16 protein-coding genes are annotated in these 19055 nt (G+C 31.7%); 4 read left to right on the forward strand and 12 right to left on the reverse strand.

Features of this window, described 5'->3' with window-relative positions:
* Positions 1-91: 91 nt before the first annotated feature.
* Positions 92-439: a multidrug efflux SMR transporter gene (locus Q5I67_RS09565; protein ID WP_296922231.1), complete on the reverse strand. Its 348-nt coding sequence runs from the start codon at positions 437-439 to the stop codon at positions 92-94.
* Between the two features lie 282 nt (positions 440-721).
* On the opposite strand from Q5I67_RS09565, the gene Q5I67_RS09570 reads away from it, so the two are divergent.
* Entirely contained in the window at positions 722-2044 is a 1323-nt protein-coding gene (locus tag Q5I67_RS09570) for a threonine/serine exporter ThrE family protein (protein WP_302487174.1), read from the forward strand.
* Between the two features lie 226 nt (positions 2045-2270).
* Positions 2271-3653, forward strand: a complete 1383-nt coding sequence (locus Q5I67_RS09575) for a threonine/serine exporter ThrE family protein (RefSeq protein WP_302487175.1) — start codon at positions 2271-2273, stop codon at positions 3651-3653.
* 59 nt (positions 3654-3712) lie between these two features.
* Here the strand turns inward: Q5I67_RS09575 and Q5I67_RS09580 are convergent, their stop codons facing one another.
* From Q5I67_RS09580 to Q5I67_RS09630, 11 genes are all read right to left on the reverse strand, one after another.
* The gene (locus tag Q5I67_RS09580; protein WP_302487176.1) at positions 3713-4501 is read right to left on the reverse strand and encodes a class I SAM-dependent methyltransferase; all 789 of its coding nucleotides are present in this window, start codon (positions 4499-4501) and stop codon (positions 3713-3715) included.
* 14 nt (positions 4502-4515) lie between these two features.
* A complete protein-coding gene (locus Q5I67_RS09585; protein WP_302487177.1) occupies positions 4516-5052 on the reverse strand; it encodes an ECF transporter S component in 537 nt (178 codons plus the stop codon).
* 283 nt (positions 5053-5335) lie between these two features.
* Entirely contained in the window at positions 5336-6145 is an 810-nt protein-coding gene (locus tag Q5I67_RS09590; RefSeq protein WP_302487178.1) for a MerR family transcriptional regulator, read from the reverse strand.
* Positions 6146-6165: 20 nt separating this feature from the next.
* On the reverse strand, positions 6166-6774 hold the full coding sequence (gene scpB, locus Q5I67_RS09595) for an SMC-Scp complex subunit ScpB (RefSeq protein WP_302487179.1): 609 nt from the start codon (positions 6772-6774) through the stop codon (positions 6166-6168).
* A gap of 176 nt (positions 6775-6950) precedes the next feature.
* Positions 6951-8219 (reverse strand): galactokinase family protein, encoded by a 1269-nt coding sequence (locus Q5I67_RS09600; RefSeq protein WP_302487180.1) that lies wholly within the window; start codon positions 8217-8219, stop codon positions 6951-6953.
* 232 nt (positions 8220-8451) lie between these two features.
* The gene (gene fusA / locus Q5I67_RS09605) at positions 8452-10509 is read right to left on the reverse strand and encodes an elongation factor G (RefSeq protein WP_302487181.1); all 2058 of its coding nucleotides are present in this window, start codon (positions 10507-10509) and stop codon (positions 8452-8454) included.
* A gap of 146 nt (positions 10510-10655) precedes the next feature.
* Positions 10656-11810, reverse strand: a complete 1155-nt coding sequence (locus Q5I67_RS09610) for a S41 family peptidase (RefSeq protein WP_302487182.1) — start codon at positions 11808-11810, stop codon at positions 10656-10658.
* An 18-nt stretch (positions 11811-11828) separates the two neighbouring features.
* Positions 11829-12932 (reverse strand): murein hydrolase activator EnvC, encoded by a 1104-nt coding sequence (locus Q5I67_RS09615; protein ID WP_302487183.1) that lies wholly within the window; start codon positions 12930-12932, stop codon positions 11829-11831.
* A 13-nt stretch (positions 12933-12945) separates the two neighbouring features.
* A complete protein-coding gene (gene ftsX / locus Q5I67_RS09620) occupies positions 12946-13833 on the reverse strand; it encodes a permease-like cell division protein FtsX (RefSeq protein ID WP_296896048.1) in 888 nt (295 codons plus the stop codon).
* Positions 13823-14509 (reverse strand): cell division ATP-binding protein FtsE, encoded by a 687-nt coding sequence (gene ftsE, locus Q5I67_RS09625; RefSeq protein WP_302487193.1) that lies wholly within the window; start codon positions 14507-14509, stop codon positions 13823-13825. Before ftsE ends, ftsX begins: the two co-directional genes overlap by 11 nt.
* Before the next feature lie 121 nt (positions 14510-14630).
* Positions 14631-15503 (reverse strand): methionyl aminopeptidase, encoded by an 873-nt coding sequence (locus Q5I67_RS09630; RefSeq protein ID WP_302487184.1) that lies wholly within the window; start codon positions 15501-15503, stop codon positions 14631-14633.
* 214 nt (positions 15504-15717) lie between these two features.
* Between Q5I67_RS09630 and raiA the strand changes: the two genes are divergently transcribed.
* On the forward strand, positions 15718-16248 hold the full coding sequence (gene raiA, locus Q5I67_RS09635; protein ID WP_302487185.1) for a ribosome hibernation-promoting factor, HPF/YfiA family: 531 nt from the start codon (positions 15718-15720) through the stop codon (positions 16246-16248).
* A gap of 292 nt (positions 16249-16540) precedes the next feature.
* On the forward strand, positions 16541-19051 hold the full coding sequence (secA, locus tag Q5I67_RS09640) for a preprotein translocase subunit SecA (RefSeq protein ID WP_302487186.1): 2511 nt from the start codon (positions 16541-16543) through the stop codon (positions 19049-19051).
* Positions 19052-19055 lie beyond the last annotated feature (4 nt).

The raw sequence follows: 19055 nt of genomic DNA on the forward strand, positions 1-19055 counted from the left end.
CCACAAGTGTGTGGCTCACAATAATCAAAAAATACAGAACCAATAATCAATAAAGTACCAATCGTACCGTCTGACATAATATTCAACCCCATTATTTATTTGAAACAGTATAAGTTCCTTTTTTTATCATGATTAAACCACTTAAGATTACCATAAAAGCTAAAACTTTTAATAAAGATAAGTCTTCATTAAAAATAAAATAAGCGACAGAAGCTGTGCCGATTAAGCCTATACCTTCCCAAATAGCATAAGCAGTACTGATAGGAATTTTTACAATGGCTTTACTTAATGCAAAATAGGAACAAAATATAAATAAAAGCATTAAGATATAACCTTCCATACCACCTTTTATGGCAAAAAGTTTCATTAAAGCTGTGCCTGTTATCTCCAAAATAATTGCTAGTAATAACATTAACCAGCAATATTTTTTCGTAAACATAATAACAAATCCTTTCATAAACTAGAAATAAAATATTTCCTAATTTTAGTATAAACTATGGTGTAAAACTATAGTCAATAGATAGATTTTGAAATAAATAATGCAATTAAGTTATAGATTGAATAACAAAGCAGTATTTGAATTTAATTTTTATTTGTATGATAATGTAAATAAATTAAGAAAAAGTTAAAAGTTTAATCGTTGAAATTTCTATGGTTATAAAATGATTTATGCTATTAGGTAATAGAAAATAAAAAGATAAAGATATAGAGGTTAAAACATATGAAAGATTATTTGGAGCATAATAATTTAAAAAATTTGAAAGATGATAGTGAACTTGAACGAAAAATACAATTGATCTTACGTGTGGGCAAGGTATTGATGGAAAGTGGGGCTGATACAAATCGTATCGTGCGTAATATGAAACGCGTGGGCGTATTTATGAAAATTCCAGAACGAAGATTACAAATACATATCACATTTACTACTATTATGATAAATATTAATACGGGAGATAAATCGATTACTAATTTTCAGAAATGTTATAGGCATGGAGTTGATATGACAGCTATATCCGGAGTTAGTAAATTATCATGGAGAGCTATTGAGCAAGATTATTCTTTATATGAGTTTGAAAAAGAATTGAGATTTATTTGTTTACGTAAAAGATACTATAAAAAACCACTAGTAATGATTAGTGCAGGACTAGCTTGTGGTGGTTTTAGTTTATTATTTGGTGGTGATCTATGGGCGTTTATATATACATCTATTTGTGCAATGATAGGATATTGGACACGATTGAAATGTAATTTATTGAAATTCAATCCATATGCATCAATAACTATTTCTGCTTTTGTAGCTACTATTTGTGCATACTTTATACATTTTATGCCAACTAATACGCCATGGCATCCGCTCATTGCATGTAGTTTATTTATTGTTCCAGGAATTCCTTTAATCAATGCGATTGATGATTTAGTGGATAATTTTATTACTGCTGGAATGACAAGAGCGATGAATACTTTACTTATGATTGGCAGTATGACTTTTGGTATAGCTTTTGCTATAAAATTATGTCAGGTACAAGATTTCACTAGTTTGAGTCTTTCTTCAAATTCATTTTTTATTTGTGCTATTGCTGCAGCTGTGGCAGCAATTGGTTTTGCAACTATTTTTAATATGCCACCTAGATTATTAATTGTAGTAGCCTGTGGGGCGATAATTTCAGTGGGAGTACGCAACTTTTTAATGTTAGAATATGATTGTTCACAGGCAACTGCTTCACTTGTAGGTGCTGTTATAGTCAGTTTATTATCGTTAAAAGCAGTGCATATAGTACATGCTCCTAGCCATGTATTGACTATTCCTTCAGTAATTCCATTAATTCCAGGAGTTTTTATGTATCGTTTATTATTTAGCATCATTAATTTAGAAAATGTGGATAATATGAATTATCATCATGTTTTAAATAATGGCGTTAATACAACTTTGATATTACTGGCAATAGCTGTTGGTGTAGCAATTCCTAATATCTTTTTTCGCAATTATATCAATAAGTTAAAAGAAGATAAATTGATGTTTTTAGTAAAGGCTAAATCAAAATAAACTTTAATATAAAAATTTAATATGTTGGATAAAAGGCTATATTAGATAAATTGTAATAAATATAGTCTTTTTCTATTTTAAGTATGAATTTATAATCAATAAATTTTACTTTGAGCTATTTGAAAGTTGTTAATAAAAAATAATTTTATATACTATTATCTTAGATTAAATAATATTATAATAAAATAGGATATTTATTTTATGATTAAGAAGGGTATTTATACTGATGAAGAACGTACCAATTTCTAAAAGCATACCATATAATATAGATGAAAATTATTTAGAATTGACAAGAAAAGTTCATTTGATATTACATGTAGGTCGTTTAATGATGGAAAATTCAGCAGATACGAGCAGAATTGTGCGAACAATGCAACGTACAGCAGCTTATGCGGGGATTTTTGGTGATCAGTTGCAGATACATGTTACGTATACAACTTTAATGGTCAGCGTGAGTATAGGTAATTACCATATGACTAAGTTACAAAAATGTTATCAGCATAATGTTGATATGAATGTAATTTTAGAAGTTAGTAAAATGACATGGGAAGCGATTGAAAGAGATTATACTATTGAACAATTTGAGGAAGAATTAAGACGTGTAGAAAGTAAAAAGAGTAAATACGCGACTTTTATCATTAATCTTGGAGCAGCATTAGCTTGTGGTGGTGTAGGTAAAATGTTTGGTTGTGATATAGTAGCATCATTATATACAGCATTGGCAGCTTTTGTGGGGTTTTTTATACGCAGTCAATGTTTAAAAGTTGGTATAAATGCATATATGGCAATCGTAATATCTTCATTTACAGCCACGGTTATAGCATATTTTACACATTTTTTGCCATTTTCGGATACATCTTGGTATACTATGCTGGCTTGTGCAATATTTATTGTTCCTGGAGTACCCATGGTAAATGCTCTTGAAGATATGCTTGATTGTTATATTACAGCTGGTATAACTAGGGCTATGAATACTTTGCTTATGGTAGGTAGTATGACTTTTGGTATAATATTTGCCATAAAATTATTTAGTGTGGAAGATTTTACTCATTTGGCAGCAGTCAATCATCAGGCTTATATTGTCTATGTAATATCAGCTTTTATAGCAGCATCAGGTTTTTCTACAATGTTTAATGTTCCGCCGCGTTTATTATGGGTTGTAGGTCTAGGTGGAGTTATTTCAGTATGTATACGAACTTTGGCTATGGATTTTTTAGGGGTAGGTTTGCCAATTGGAACATTATTAGGGGCAATGACGGTGAGTATGATTGCTTTAAAAGCTGTGCATTGGTTTCATGTTCCTAGTCATGTGCTTACGATTCCTTCAGTAATTCCGCTTATGCCCGGTATTTTAATGTATCGTCTATTATTTAATATAATTGATATTGATACTTTAGATGTAAGTACATTTTTACAAGCTTTTCAAAGTGGAGTAAATGCGACTTTGATTATTTTAGCTATAGCTGTAGGGGTAGCATTACCAAATATTTTTGCTCAGAAATATATTAGTATTTATGATAGTAAACGATTGAGTAAGGCTTTGTCAGAGAGAAAATATCGTCAACGTCATTTTAAAGAAATCAAACAACTAAATTTGTTTAAAGAATAAGAAAAACCTAGGATATATAGAATATAAATCTGTATAATCCTAGGTTTTTTTGATGGATATTATACTAAATCAATTACGCCATAATGAATGGGTGCATATTTTCCGCCACAAATTTTAGTAAAACCAAGACGAGAAAATTCAAGACTGCGACTATTTTCTTTGAAAATTATGCGATATTTAGCAACGCGTTTTGCTTCATTTAGTGCTTCGTGGCTAACTGCCCTCATATCTGCTAATTGACGTAGTGGATTTAGACTTTTACTATCTGTAAGTGCATGGCGAAACATAGGGTCAAAATAAATGACATCAAAACTATTATCTGCTTGTTCCTTAAGAAAACTTAAATAATCTTGATTGATAACAGTGATATTATCCATAGCAGATTTTAAATCATAATTAGTAGGTAGATAAGTTTTTAGTCCATCTTTGACGATAAGAGCGATTAAAGGATTTACTTCAAGACCGATGACTTTGCCTTTAGGGCCTACGCCATAAGAGCTGATAATTGCATCAGAGGCAAAACCTAAAGTGCAATCTAAGATGGTTTTATTTTGTAAAAATTCTCGTCCTCCCATAGCTTCAAGCATATTATCGGTATCACCACAGCGTAAGCGTTTCATGCGAACTTGAGCCATATTGGGATGAAAAAACATCTCTCCTGTAAGTAAATCTAGAACTAATTTATCTTTTTTTACAATGATTACAATATCAGTATTTTCCTGTTTTTTTATTTTATCAATACCGAGATTATTTCTTGTTACATAAGGAATGGATAAATCTTTAGCAATTTGTTTAGCTTTATTTTCTAAATCAATAGTTACTTTGCGAATAGTGGTAATTACAGTCAAAATAAAAGCTCCTTTTAGATATTACGATGTACAAAATTTGATATAGGTTTATAGATAAAATAAGTTATTATTGCATTAATTGTAGCTTTAATCAAATTGAATGGAATAATGGCAGGCAAAAGAAGTTCAATGACTTTTTCCATAGGTGCACCTAAAAATATTGGAGTCAATAATAAATTACAGATGACCATGATTAAAGTCATACTTAAAGCTCCACAGACTAAACCGACAATAGCAGCACGTTTTGTTCTCGTGCGTTGGTAGATAAATCCTGCAATAAGAGCAAATGTTCCTGTAGCTAAAAAGTGCATGATAATGCCAATAGGGCCACCATCTCCACTGATAAATAATCCTTGCAATATAGAAACGATTGCTGTTAGGATTATTCCACCAATGGGGCCAAAGAGAAAACTACCAATGAGAATAGGAATATCAGCAGGATCATATTTCATAAAAGGAACTGCTGGTAAAATGGGAAAATTAATCAACATTACTAAAATCAAAGACAAAGCTACAAGCATTGCCATATTTGTCAATATTTTTATTTTCAATACACTAACCTCACTATATTTAATCTTGTATAGTATTATATCGTTTATTTTATTTTTTTGCAGAAAAATTTAAAATAAAGTAAAAGCTGAATTAATATGTTTTGGGATAATTTGGGTAATAGATAAATACATTTATTTAATTGTAACGATATTTATAGTATATTTAAATATATTTAATATAAAATCAAAATAATAAGGATTTTTACATTTGTAAAAATTTTAGATGTAATAGGATATACATATTTGATTCAATATAATAAATAAAAATATCTAAATCTTTTTGTTAAAGAATGCGAGCTTCTATTCTCATTAAATAATAGTTGAAATCTGTTTCAGAAAGATAATTGAGCATATCTTCTTCATATAAAGCACCTATGACATTGTAATTCATATTATGTAGTTCTTCTACGAATTGAGCATAAGCTTTGATTAAATCATTATAAGAACCACGAATATATTTTATGGCATATAATCCAGCAGGTTTTATCAATAATTGTTTATTGTTTACTTTGCGATTTATTTTCGTGCAAAAATACGTAGTTCGAAAAGTTTTGTCTTGAATATGTTCAGCAGAAATGATTTCACCTAAGGAAAAAGTATAGTAAAAATTATGCTTATTACAATAATTGACATGTTGAGAAATAGCTGAAAAAACATCTTTATCATCAGGGGTTTTAGGCCCTTGTGTTACAATAAAATATTCTTCTTCTTTATGCGTGAATGTAATTTTATCAATTTCTACATTGAAAGAATCAAGTGTGATATTCATTGTATTTTTTAATAAGCTACGCAATCTTTTTAACCGTTCTATTTCTTGATGGATTTTTTTATCCTTTTCTTTTAACATGGATAAAAAAGTTTTAGCATCGCGATTATCCATATATATTTTGATTTCTTCTAAGCTAAGACCTACTTCTTTTAAAAGTGAAATCATATCAAATAAAAATGCTTGATTGGCTGAATAATATCTGTAGCCATTAGTAGCTATTTTGGCAGGTTTTAATAAATTAATATCATCATAGTGAAATAATGTATCTTTTGTTGTATTGCAAAATTTAGCAAATTCGCCACTGGTGAATAATTTTTGTCCCATGATAAAATACCTTAATTGTTTTAATCAGTTTTTAAATCTTCATTAGAAAATAAATTTGCTTCTTGATAGAGTTTTTCTCGTTCTTCATAACTCATATTTGGCAATTCTGGCAAATCTTTTATATCATTTAAGCCGAAACATTGTAAAAATGTAGAAGTAGTACCATATAATATAGGTCTGCCGATGACCTTTTTACGGCCAACTTCTTGAATTAAATCTCTTTCAAGTAAACGACGTAAGATTTTATCTGTATTTACACCGCGAATTTCTTCGATTTCTTGTTTAGTAACAGGTTGTTTAAAAGCAATAATGGATAGTGTTTCCATTATAGGTTGAGAGAGCTTTTTATCCACAACTTGAGTGAATTTTTCAAGATAAGGAGCTATTTTTATTTTTGTACATAATCGATAGCCACCAGCAATTTTAACTAATGCTAATCCACGATGTTTAGCTTGTAAATCTTCTTGTAAAGATATAATGAGTTCGTCTAATTCGTCACTTGTAATATTTAAAGTATTAGCTAATCTAAAATGAGAGACGGCTTCGCCAGATATGAATAATATAGCTTCTAAAGCTGCTTTTAACTCATCTTTGTCTTTAGCATTTAATGTATTATTTTCTTTTTGCATGATAAATAGTAACCCTCTTTTATATTAAATATAAGAATATAATTGGTAAAATAGTTGTACTTTATTTTATCAAAAAAGCAAGAGTTTGCCTATTGAATATAAAATAAAAAGCAGGCAACATAACTCGTTGCCTGCTTTTTGGAGATTGTATATTAAGAGAATTAGAGAGAGCTAAATTAGAAAACTTTAACACTACCTGCATCACGCATATGAATTTCATAATATTCATTTTTGAGAACATCTTTGAGGAATGCTCTAAATGCAGGAGATTCTTCTTTTGGAATAACGGAAAGAATGGAACCAGCAAAACCGCCACCGTGAACACGGCATACACCTTTATGAGTTTGGAAATAAATTTCATTCATAGCAAGGAAAAGTGCGATGCCTTGATGTTTAGGATCTGGTGTTGCACAGTTTTGTAAAAATCTCCAAGAAGAAAGACCAGAATCAGTGATAGCTTTTTCAAAATGGCTATAATCATGTTCTTTTACTTCAGCAGCTAATTTACGAACACGTTCTGTTTCTGTAATGAAGTGAATTGCACGAAGTACAGCACGGTCGCCAGCTTTTTCGCGAAGAGCAGGAAGATTTGCCATGATATCATCCATGCTAACATCTTTTAAGTATTCTTTACCAAAGAACTGGGATATAGCTTTCATTTCTACAGTGATAGCTGTATATTCGCCATCGAGAGCGGAATGATCTTCACCTGTAGGAGTGATGAAAAAGTCATATTTATCTTGAATAACTTTACTATCTAATTTTACAACTTCAGGATGTTCATAGTTAGCAAAATCAATTGTAATCATACCACCAGTAGCACATGCTAATTGGTCTAAGAGTCCAGATTTTTTATCCCATTTGTTATTTTCAGCCCATTGACCTGCTTTGGCACATTCTAATGTAGAAATTTCATTATTATTATAAAGATCATTTAAAATAGCACAAATAAGCATTTCAAAAGAAGCGGAGGAGCTAACACCAGCAGCACTCAATACAGTAGTTGTCATGAATGTAGTGAAACCGCCAATTTTTCTGCCATTTTGTACAAAACGTTCGAGAATACCTTTGATCAATTTAACAGTACGAGAATCATCTTCTTTAACAGCTAAATCATTAACATCAATAGTAAATTCATCGTATTCCAAGCTTTTTACATGAATTTTGCCATCAGCATTAGGAGTAACGATAGCAATTGTATCCATATCAATACTAGCAGCTACGATACGACCGAGCTGGTGGTCAGTATGGTTACCAATGATTTCGATACGACCAGAGGAACTAAAGAAAGAAGCATTATCAACTGGATAAACTTTAGAAAAAGTATCAGCTAATTTTTGATAACGTTTAACTTGTGTGTCTACAGCCTGTTCATCAAGGTTGTAAAGACTCATGAGTTTTTCTTTAGCTTCTTGAGATTTTAAAAATTCAATAATATTGGACATTTTTTTATACCTCCATTTTTGGTAAACGTTTTCTTTAAATAACAAAATAAAAAAGGGAAAAATGCTATCCCTATACCTGAACTATATCTTATGTATTATATTATGCTACTTTTACATTTGATTGTCAAGTATAATTTTTAAATTTAAATTTTTTATATATTTTCTGAAAACTATGAGATAGCCTAATGAAACCATTAGACTATCTCATAGATAAAATTACAAGATTGACAATTTATTTTTTACTTTCAGCAATTATTTGTTCACTGATTTTAGCAGGGACTTCTTCATAATGAGAGAATTCCATAGTATAACTTCCACGACCTTGAGTTGCTGAGCGTAAATCTGTTGCATATTTATATAATTCAGCTTGTGGGACTTGAGCCTCAATAATAGTGACATCATGAGATGGGCTTTCAGTATTGATGATACGACCACGTTTTGTATTGATACCACTGATTACATCACCCATATAATATTCAGGAATAGTGATTTTTAAAGTGTAATATGGTTCTAAAAGTACAGGTTTTGCTTCAGGAATACCTTTTTTTATAGCAAGAGCCGCTGCTGTTTTAAAAGCCATTTCTGAAGAGTCAACAGTATGATAAGAACCATCGAAAAGATTTACTTTGATATCAACCATTGGATAACCAGCTAAAATACCAGTTTGAAGTGTTTCACGAACACCTTTTTCTACAGCAGGAATATATTGACGAGGAACAGCACCGCCTACGATTGTTTCGGTGAATGTAACACCACTACCTAATTCTCCTGGGCTAAATTCTAACCAAACATCGCCATATTGACCATGTCCGCCACTTTGTTTTTTATGTTTTCCTTCAACTTTGCTAGTACCACGGATTGTTTCACGATAAGCAATAGCAGGTTTATAAAGTTTAGCAGTAACACCAAATTTATTTAAGAGTTTTTCAATAGCTACATCAAGATGCAATTCACCTACACCACTGATAGTTAAATCGCCAGTTTCTGTATTTTTATAGATTGTTAAAGTAGGATCTTCATCGACTAGACGTGTTAAAGCATTGCCTATTTTATCTTCATCGGCTTTTTTATCTGCTTTGATTGCCATTGTGAACATAGAATCTGGATGAGTGACAGGTTCATATTTGATAGGTTCTTCTTCATTACATAAAGTATCACCTGTTTTGGTTGATTGAAGTTTAGTGATGATTACGATATCGCCAGCATGAGCGATTTTTTGAGCGTGTTGATTTTTACCGCATGCACTATATAAAGTACTAATACGTTCTGTTTTTTCACTGACACTATTGTATATAGAACTATTTTCAGTTAATGTACCAGATAAAATCTTTAAGTAACTAACTCTGCCGATGAATTGGTCAACAACTGTTTTAAATACATATCCAGAGAAAGCATCTTCAGTACGGCGTTCGATGAGTTCGTTATTTTTGGGATTGATACCCATGGAAGCACGGAAATAAGGAGTTGGCATATATTCAATGATACTATTCATTAATTGTCTAAAACCGATACCTTTAGTAGCACTACCGCAAAGTACAGGGAAAATTCTAGCATTTACGATACCTTCAATGAGAGCAGCAGCTACTTCTGTTTCAGTAATTTCTTCACCTTCGAGATATTTTTCTAATAATTCGTCATTGAATTCAGCACAAGTTTCCATGAGCATATGACGAGCATTATCTACTTCATCTTTCATATATTCAGGAATTTCATAGATTAAATCTTTATTTTTGATTAAGACTTTTGTGTTCATAGTTATAAGGTCAGCTACACCTTGGAAGCTTGCTTCGCTACCAATAGGAATTTGAATAGGAACGACGCCTTTGCCAAAATGAGCACGTAATTCTTCAACTACTTTATAAAAATCAGCATGTTCACGGTCCATTTTATTGATGAAAATTGCACGTGGTAAAGATAATTCTTCAGTATATTTCCATGCTCTATCTGTTTCAACTTCGATACCAGATGTAGCAGAAACTACAACGATTGCTGATTCACAAGCAGTAAGTGCAGATTTTACTTCTCCTGTAAAATCAGGATACCCTGGAGTATCTATAAAATTAATTTTATAACCTTGCCATTCACAAGAAGCTAGACTAGAATCAATAGTCATTTTGCGTTTTACTTCTTCTGGTTCATAATCAAGTATCGAAGTGCCATCATCTGTTTTGCCTACGCGATTAGTAGCACCACATTTGAAAAGGCAGTTTTCGGCTATTGATGTTTTACCAGATTTTCCATGTCCTACTAATGCTAAATTTCTTAATTGTGTACTATTAAATTCTGTCATATTAAAATCCCTCCTGGGTGTAAAATCTAAAAAAATCTATATTTAATATATTCTCTGAAAATTTTTAAAATCCTTTTATAAATTTAGAAAAAATAAAAGACTATCACTAATAATATTTTTTAGTGATAGTCTAAATTTATTAATTATTATTGAGCATTATTTAATTGTGAGGATAAAATTTCGATAGCTTTATTTAATTGAGTATCTGTAGTAGCATTTTCATCTAAATTTATTTCAATATCAGGTGTAATACCTATACCATCAATAGAACGTCCACTTGGTGTATAGTACTTAGCAATAGTTAATTTTACAGCATCATCTTCAAACATTGGCAATATTGTTTGGACAGAGCCTTTGCCATAAGATGTATTGCCGATTATTGTACCTGCTTTTGTATCTTGAATAGCACCAGATAAAATTTCAGAAGCACTAGCACTGTTTTTATTGATCAATACAACAAGAGGATATTCAGGAGCTTCTAAAGATGAAGTATATGTTTCTTTATTTCCTTGTTTATCGACAATAGAAACGATTTCTCCTTTAGGTACGAGTTTTTGAGCAATTTCAACACAAGTTGTCAAAAGTCCACCTGGATTATTGCGTAAATCTAATACAAGTGCTTTCATACCTTGATTTTTTAAATCATTATAAGCATCATTAAATTCATTGGCTGTATCTTCAGAAAAAGATACTATTTGAATATAGCCAATATTGTTATCTAGCATTTTATGTCCGACGGTTTTTAATTTTATATTATCACGAGTTATTGTGATATCTTGATTAGTATTATTTCGCATAATGGTTAAGACTACATTTGTACCAACTTCGCCACGAACATGAGCTGCGACTTCATCAAAGGCCATTTCTTTTACAGATACACCATCAACAGCCAAGATTTCGTCACCTTCTTGAAGCCCTGCTTTTTGTCCAGGAGAATCTTCCATAATACCTACTATATGAATTTTTTGTTCATTATCCATACCCATGACAACACCGATGCCAGCGAAAGAACCTTCTGTTTGTTCCATTAAGGTTTTATACATTTTAGGTGATAGATAATTAGAATGAGGATCGTTCAATGATTTTACCATACCATCAATTGCTCCATCAATAAGATTGACATCATCAGTGTCATTGACATATTTTGTTTCGATAAAGCGATAAGCTGTAATGAAACGCATTAAATTAGTAAATCCTTTTTCATTAAAACCGAGGGCATAGTAAATGAGCCCTAGAGTAGAAAGTGAAGAGATAATTGCTATGAGTAATACGGCAATTATAGTTTTTAAAATTTTGTTCATAAAATATCACCACTTATATTATAAATAATTATATGGACTAGTTGGCTCACCATTGATACGAACTTCAAAATGACAATGAGGCCCTGTGGAGTTCCCTGTAGAACCGCAATGAGCTATGATATCACCTTGGGAAATATTTTGTCCAACGCTAGCAACAAGAGATTGATTATGTCCATAAAGAGTAGAAATACCATTTCCATGATCAATGATAATCGTATTACCATAACCACTTATCCAACCAGAATATGTTACAGTGCCAGAGTCAGCAGCGTAGATATTCATGCCATAGTCTCCACCAATATCAATACCGCTGTGATAGCGAGCATTACCATAAATTGGATGAGTTCGCCAGCCAAATTCAGAAGTGACTGGCCCATTTAATGGCCAGATCATTTGCCCTGTGCCTACATAGGCAGATGCTCCGCGGTTTTGAATCATCATAGAGATTTGTTTAGAGGCATTGACTAATTCTTGATAAGCTTTTTCTGATGTTTCTTTATCGTATTTAATTCTATCCATCATTCTATTTAAAGCAGATTTTTTATTGTCCAGAGCATATTTTTTGGTTTTTGCTTCATAATATAATTTTTCTGTAGCAGATTTTTCTTTTTCTAATTCGGCTTTTGTTTTGATGATAGTATCGCGTTCTTGATGGATTTGAGTGATTAAATCGTAGTCATAACGCAAGATGCGTTTGATTATATCCATTCTAGTTAGAAAATCTGAAAAGTCTTTTGCACCAAATAAAATATCTAAATAGGAAATTTGTCCGTGAATATAAATATCACGAACGCGTTTTTGTAGATATTGTTGGTTTTTCTTTAATGATTGTTCTGTATCAGTTAATTGTTGTTCTTTTTGAGCAATCTGTTCATTGGCGGTATCTAATTTGGTTTTTATTTCATTATAAGCAGTATTGGCTTCATCTAATTCCGTTTGTAATGTACGCATTTTCTCAGAAACTTCATTTAATTTGTCATTAGCTTCTTGAATTTTATTTTTTTCATTTTTGGCTTGTTGTTCAATGCGTTCTTGCTTTTCCGAAAGACTTTCAGCAAGTGCAATCGGTGTGTTAGTGATAAAAAAGCATAATAATAAAGACAAAATAAGAAAATTTTTCATTAAAATATGCTCCTTAGACTTTTAGAAATTTCTTAAGTGAAATAGTACTACCTAAAGCACCAATGATAATGCCAGCAATTAAAACAGCAAGACCAATGTAATCAATGAAAGGGTGTTGAGGAATTAATGGGAAAAACGCCATGGCGTCATAGATTTCCTGTGTTATCTGCTCATAAATGATATATAAAAAGATGGTAGCTAAGCTGCCTCCTATAAAACCTAGAAAAATACCTTCCAAAAGAAATGGCCAACGAATAAACCAATCAGTAGCACCAACGTATTTCATAATAGCAATTTCTTTTCTGCGGGCAAATACAGTGAGGCGTATTGTATTTGAGATGATAAAAATAGCGGCACCTGTTAATAAAATTATTAAAGCTACACCGATTAAACGAATCAGATGCGTTAAATTAAATAGATGGTTGATGATATCTTGACTATAAGAAGCAGACTCTACACTGTCAAGAGCAGAAGCTGTATCCGCTATGGTTTTTACTTGCTCTGGTGAAGTGACAGTTATCGAAAATGAATTTGGTAGAGGATTTGTATCATCTAGAGCGTCTAGTAAAAATTTTTGATCTCCTAAACGTTCTTTGAAATTTTTCATAGCTTCATCTCTAGTGATAAATTTTATATTTTGAATACCTTCAATGCTGTTTAATTTATTTTTTGTGTCATCAATCTCATCTTGGGATAAATCATCTTTTAGATAAACGCTTATTTGTACTTGAGATTCGAGCGTATCTGCCATTTTATTTAAATTTAAAATGACAATAGAGAAAAAGCCTAAGATAAATAAAGATAATACAACTGTAAAGATAGAAGCTAAAGTCATCCAGTGATTGCGTTTTAAAGAGGTATATACTTCTTTGATAAAATATTCACTAGTACTAATTTTCATCACTGTATCCTCCTTGAGCGACATCTCGGATGATTTGGCCATTTTCAATAGTCAATACACGGCGTTGCATAGTATCTACAATTTCTTTATTATGAGTGGCCATGACGATTGTAGTACCAGCTTTGTTGATGCGATAAAATATTTCCATGATACCCCAGGTAGTTTCAGGATCTAAGTTTCCTGTAGGTTCATCGGCAATAACGATAGCTGGTCGATTGACGATAGCACGAGCGATGGCTACACGTTGTTGTTCTCCACCTGATAATTGATGTGGAAAACAATTATATTTATCACTCAATCCCACTACGTTCAAAACGCTATTTACACTATGTTGAATTAAACGACGTGGAGCTTCAATAACTCTCATGGCAAATGCGATATTTTCATATACTGTTTTATCCGGTAAGAGACGATAGTCTTGGAAAACGATACCCAGGCTACGACGTAAATATGGAATATCTTGTCGTTTCATCTTAGTGATATTATACCCGTTGATGATAACTGTGCCAGAAGTGGGAAGTGTTTCATGGAGAAGCATTCGCATAAATGTGGATTTTCCCGCACCACTTGGCCCAACGATGAAAACAAATTCGCCTTTGTGAATATTTACATTTATATTGTTTAAAGCTAGAGCATTATTTTCGTATTTCTTAAATACTTTTTCCATGCTAATAATTGGTTTATTGGCCATTGCAAAACCCCTTTATATTTTTATAAAAATAATTAAAGACAAGGTAATATTACAAAATGCTTCCTGTATTTTGGCAGGAAGCATTTTTAATTTAATGATTTAAATATTAATAAGCGAGAATTTCTGTACCAGTTTCAGTGATTAATACAGTTTTTTCCCATTGAGCAGATAAGGAACCATCTTTTGTATAAATAGTCCATTCGTCAACAGGGTCTAAGACAACGTGGCGAGCACCCATATTAATCATTGGCTCAACAGTTAAAACCATGCCAGGGACGAGAAGCATACCTGTATTTTTTTTGCCGAAATGAGCTACGAATGGTTCTTCATGGAATTTTTTCCCAACACCATGACCGCCTAAATCTTCAACAACAGAATAGCCATGTTTATGTGCATAATGTTCGATGACAGCTCCAATATCACCAACAAATCCCCATGGTTTAATGGCATTGATACCTATTTCCATACATTCTTTAGTAATTTCAACTAATTTCTTGGCTTCGTTAGAAACATTGCCAATCATAAACATACGAGAAGCATCAGCATAATATCCATCGAGAATAGTAGTTACATCTACGTTAACGATATCACCGTCTTTTAAAACTGTGTCACGACTAGGAATACCATGACAAACGACATCATTAATAGATACACAAATGCTTTTTGGATAACCTTCATAATTTAGACATGCAGGTATACCGCCATGTTCAACGATATAATTATGTGCTAATAAATTAATAGTTTCTGTATCCATACCAGCACAAATTTGGGAAGCTATTAAATCAAGAGCACCATTATTTATGATGCCGCTTTTGCGAATACCTTCAATATCTTTTTCATTTTTTATAACACTGCGAGGAGGTCTTTTTTGTCCTCTAAAAGCTTTTAGTTTAATAGAATTTAAATGTTCATCAAATTGTTTATGGCAATCTTTATAAGCTTTATTACTGCCACACCAACATAAATCAGTATCTAACATATTTTTATCTCTCCTATTCTATACGATATTATAAAGCTTTTTTGATGATTTGAAAATAATAATTTATAGTGTTTATTTTCGGCTAAAAGTAAAATAAATAGTGAAATTTATTATTTGTAAAATTTTTTTAAAATTTTTATAAAAAATAGAAGGAATAAAAATACTAGTTGTAGAATATATATAATCAAAGATACAGAAAAGGGGATGAATGCATATGGCAACATTCACTATTAGAGGCAAAAACATTGAAGTCACTCCAGCACTTCGCGATTATGTAGAAAAGAAAGTAGGAAAAGTAACAAAATACTTCGATAATGTTGGAGAAATTACCGTCCTTCTTACAGTATCAAAAGATCGTCATATTGTAGAAGTTACTGTACCTGTTCAAGGAATTTTATTACGTGGACAGGAAGCAACAATGGATATGTATACATCTATTGATTTAGTTATCGAAAAAATTGAACGTCAAATTCGTAAATATAAAACAAAATTAGAAAAACGTTTCCGTGAAGGTAGTATTAGAACTGAAATGATGACTCCACCTGCAAAACCTGCAGAAGAAGATGCTGTTGTTATTAAAACAAAACGTTTTGTAGTAAAACCTATGGATGTTCAAGAAGCTATCATGCAGATGAATTTGTTAAATCATGATTTCTTCGTATATCGTGATGATAAAACTGAAGAGGTTAATGTTGTTTACAAACGTAAAGATGGTAAATATGGTTTGATTGAATCTGGTGTATAATAAGTTTTAAGTGAATATTGAAAACTAAAAAAATCGGGCTAAAATAATTAGCTCGATTTTTTTGTATAACTTTGTATAAAATAAACAGATAAATTAAATAAAATAATGACTATCTTTGACTTATTAAGCATTGTTTGATAAAATTTGATGTAGTTTTATTTGTATATAATTTTTACATCTATAATATTTAATTTATAGATAATAAATTAGCTGAAATTTTTACAATAAAATTAGTTTTAGATGTTTTAGTTATACTACATCAAATTATGATTTTTGTTAGGGGTTGAGATTTTTGTTCGGCTTTATTAAAAGATTTTTAGGCGATAATAATGAAAGTGAAATTCGCCGTATGCGTGGTATTGTGGAAAAAATAAATGCCTTAGAACCACAAATGAAACAGCTGAGCGATGGCTCATTATATGGAAAAACAAGTGATTTTAAAGACCGTATAGCAAATGGTGAATCTTTAGATAGTATTTTACCAGAAGCTTTTGCAACTGTTCGTGAAGCTTCTAGACGTGTACTTGGTATGCGTCATTTTGATGTACAGATGATCGGTGGTATTTGCCTACATGAAGGTAAAATCGCTGAAATGCGTACAGGTGAAGGTAAAACATTAGTAGCTACATTAGCTGTATATTTAAATGCTTTAACTGGTAAAGGTGTGCATATGATTACAGTTAATGATTATTTGGCAAAACGTGATAGTGAATGGATGGGTAGATTATATCGTTCTTTAGGATTGACAGTTGGTTTAATCACTCATGATATGGATTTTCCTTCACGTAAATTTGCTTATAATTGTGATATTACTTTCGGTACAAATAATGAATTTGGTTTTGACTATTTAAGAGATAATATGGTTGTATCTAAAGAGCAGATGGTACAACGTGAATTAAATTATGCTATCATCGATGAAGTAGATAGTATTTTAATCGATGAAGCTAGAACACCACTTATTATTTCTGGTCCTGGTGCAAAATCCACTGATATGTATGCTATCATGGCAAAAGCTGTAGCAAATTTAAAAGAAGGAGAAGACTATGTTTTAAATGAAAAAGAAAAAACAGTTTCTCCTAACGAATCAGCTGTAGCAAAAGTAGAAAAAGCGTTAAATATTAAAAACTTATACGATAGTGCAAATATTGAAATGTCTCACTGCTTTACGCAAGCTCTTCGTGCAAAAGCAATGATGAAACGCGATCGCGATTATGTTGTTCGTGATGGTGAAATCGTCATTGTCGATGAATTTACAGGTCGTTTGATGTTTGGTAGACGTTATTCTGAAGGTTTACACCAAGCTATTGAAGCTAAAGAAGGAGTAAAAATTCAGCGTGAGTCTCAAACTTTAGCAACAATTACTTTCCAGAATTATTTCCGTATGTATGAAAAATTAGCAGGTATGACTGGTACAGCTAAAACAGAGGAAAATGAATTCTTGAAGATTTATAAATTACCTGTAATTGTAGTGCCTACAAATAAACCTATTCAACGTATTGATTATCCTGATGTTATTTATAAAACCAAAAAGGCGAAAATGAAAGCGGTAATTAATACTATAAAAGAATGTCATGCTAAAGGACAGCCAGTATTAGTAGGTACAACATCCATAGTACAATCAGAAGAAATAAGTGCTATGTTAAAACGTCAAGGTATAGACCATAAAGTATTGAATGCTAAATATCATGAAATGGAAGCTGAAATCATTAAAGATGCAGGTCAAAAAGGTGCTGTAACTATTGCCACTAATATGGCTGGTCGTGGTACAGATATCAGCTTAGGTGAAGGCGTAGCAGAAGTTGGCGGTCTTTATGTAATTGGTACAGAACGTCATGAATCACGTCGCATTGATAATCAGTTACGCGGTCGTTCGGGTCGTCAAGGTGATCCAGGGGCTTCTCGCTTCTTCTTATCTTTAGAAGATGATTTAATGCGTCTATTTGGTTCTGATAATATCGCTAATATCATGGAAAAACTTGGTATGGGTGAAGATGATCCAATTGAACATAAATTAGTTACTCGTTCTATTGAACAGGCACAGAAAAAAGTTGAAGCACGTAACTTTGATATTCGTAAACATGTCATTGAATATGATGATGTTATGAATCAACAGCGTGAAGTTATTTATGATCAACGTCGTAAGATTTTACTTGGTGAAAATCTTTATGAAAATATCATGGAAATGGTTAAACGCATAATTGATGCTCAAATGGATAAATATGCTAATGAAAAACTTTATCCAGAAGAATGGACTTTAGATGGTTTAATCAAAGAAGCAGAAGATATTTATGCACCAAAAGGAACTTTGGTTAAAGAACAATTAGAAGCTATGAGCCGTGATGAATTAAAAGAAACTTTATATAAAATAGCTAAAGATAATTACGATAATCGTGAAAAATTATTTGGCAGTGAAGTAATGCGTGATTTGGAACGCATCATCATGCTCAAAGTTGTAGATAATAAATGGATGGAACATCTAGATCATATGGATATGCTTCGTGAAGGTATTAGCTTGCGTGCATATGGTCAAAGAAATCCATTAGTTGAATATAAAATTGAAGGTCATGATATGTTCCAGGCAATGATCGATGAAATTCAAGAAGATATTGCTAAATTAATGTATCGTGTAAACGTTGTTCGCGAACAACCTCAACCAGAAGACCGCTTAAAAAATGCAACTGTAAATCATGGAGAAAGTGTTTCTAAATCTCCACAGGCGAAAAGTATAAATGTAGGTAGAAATGATCCTTGTCCTTGTGGTAGCGGTAAAAAATATAAAAACTGTTGTGGAAAAAATAAATAATTAA

Source organism: uncultured Megamonas sp. (genome assembly GCF_958438645.1).
Lineage (GTDB): Bacteria > Bacillota > Negativicutes > Selenomonadales > Selenomonadaceae > Megamonas.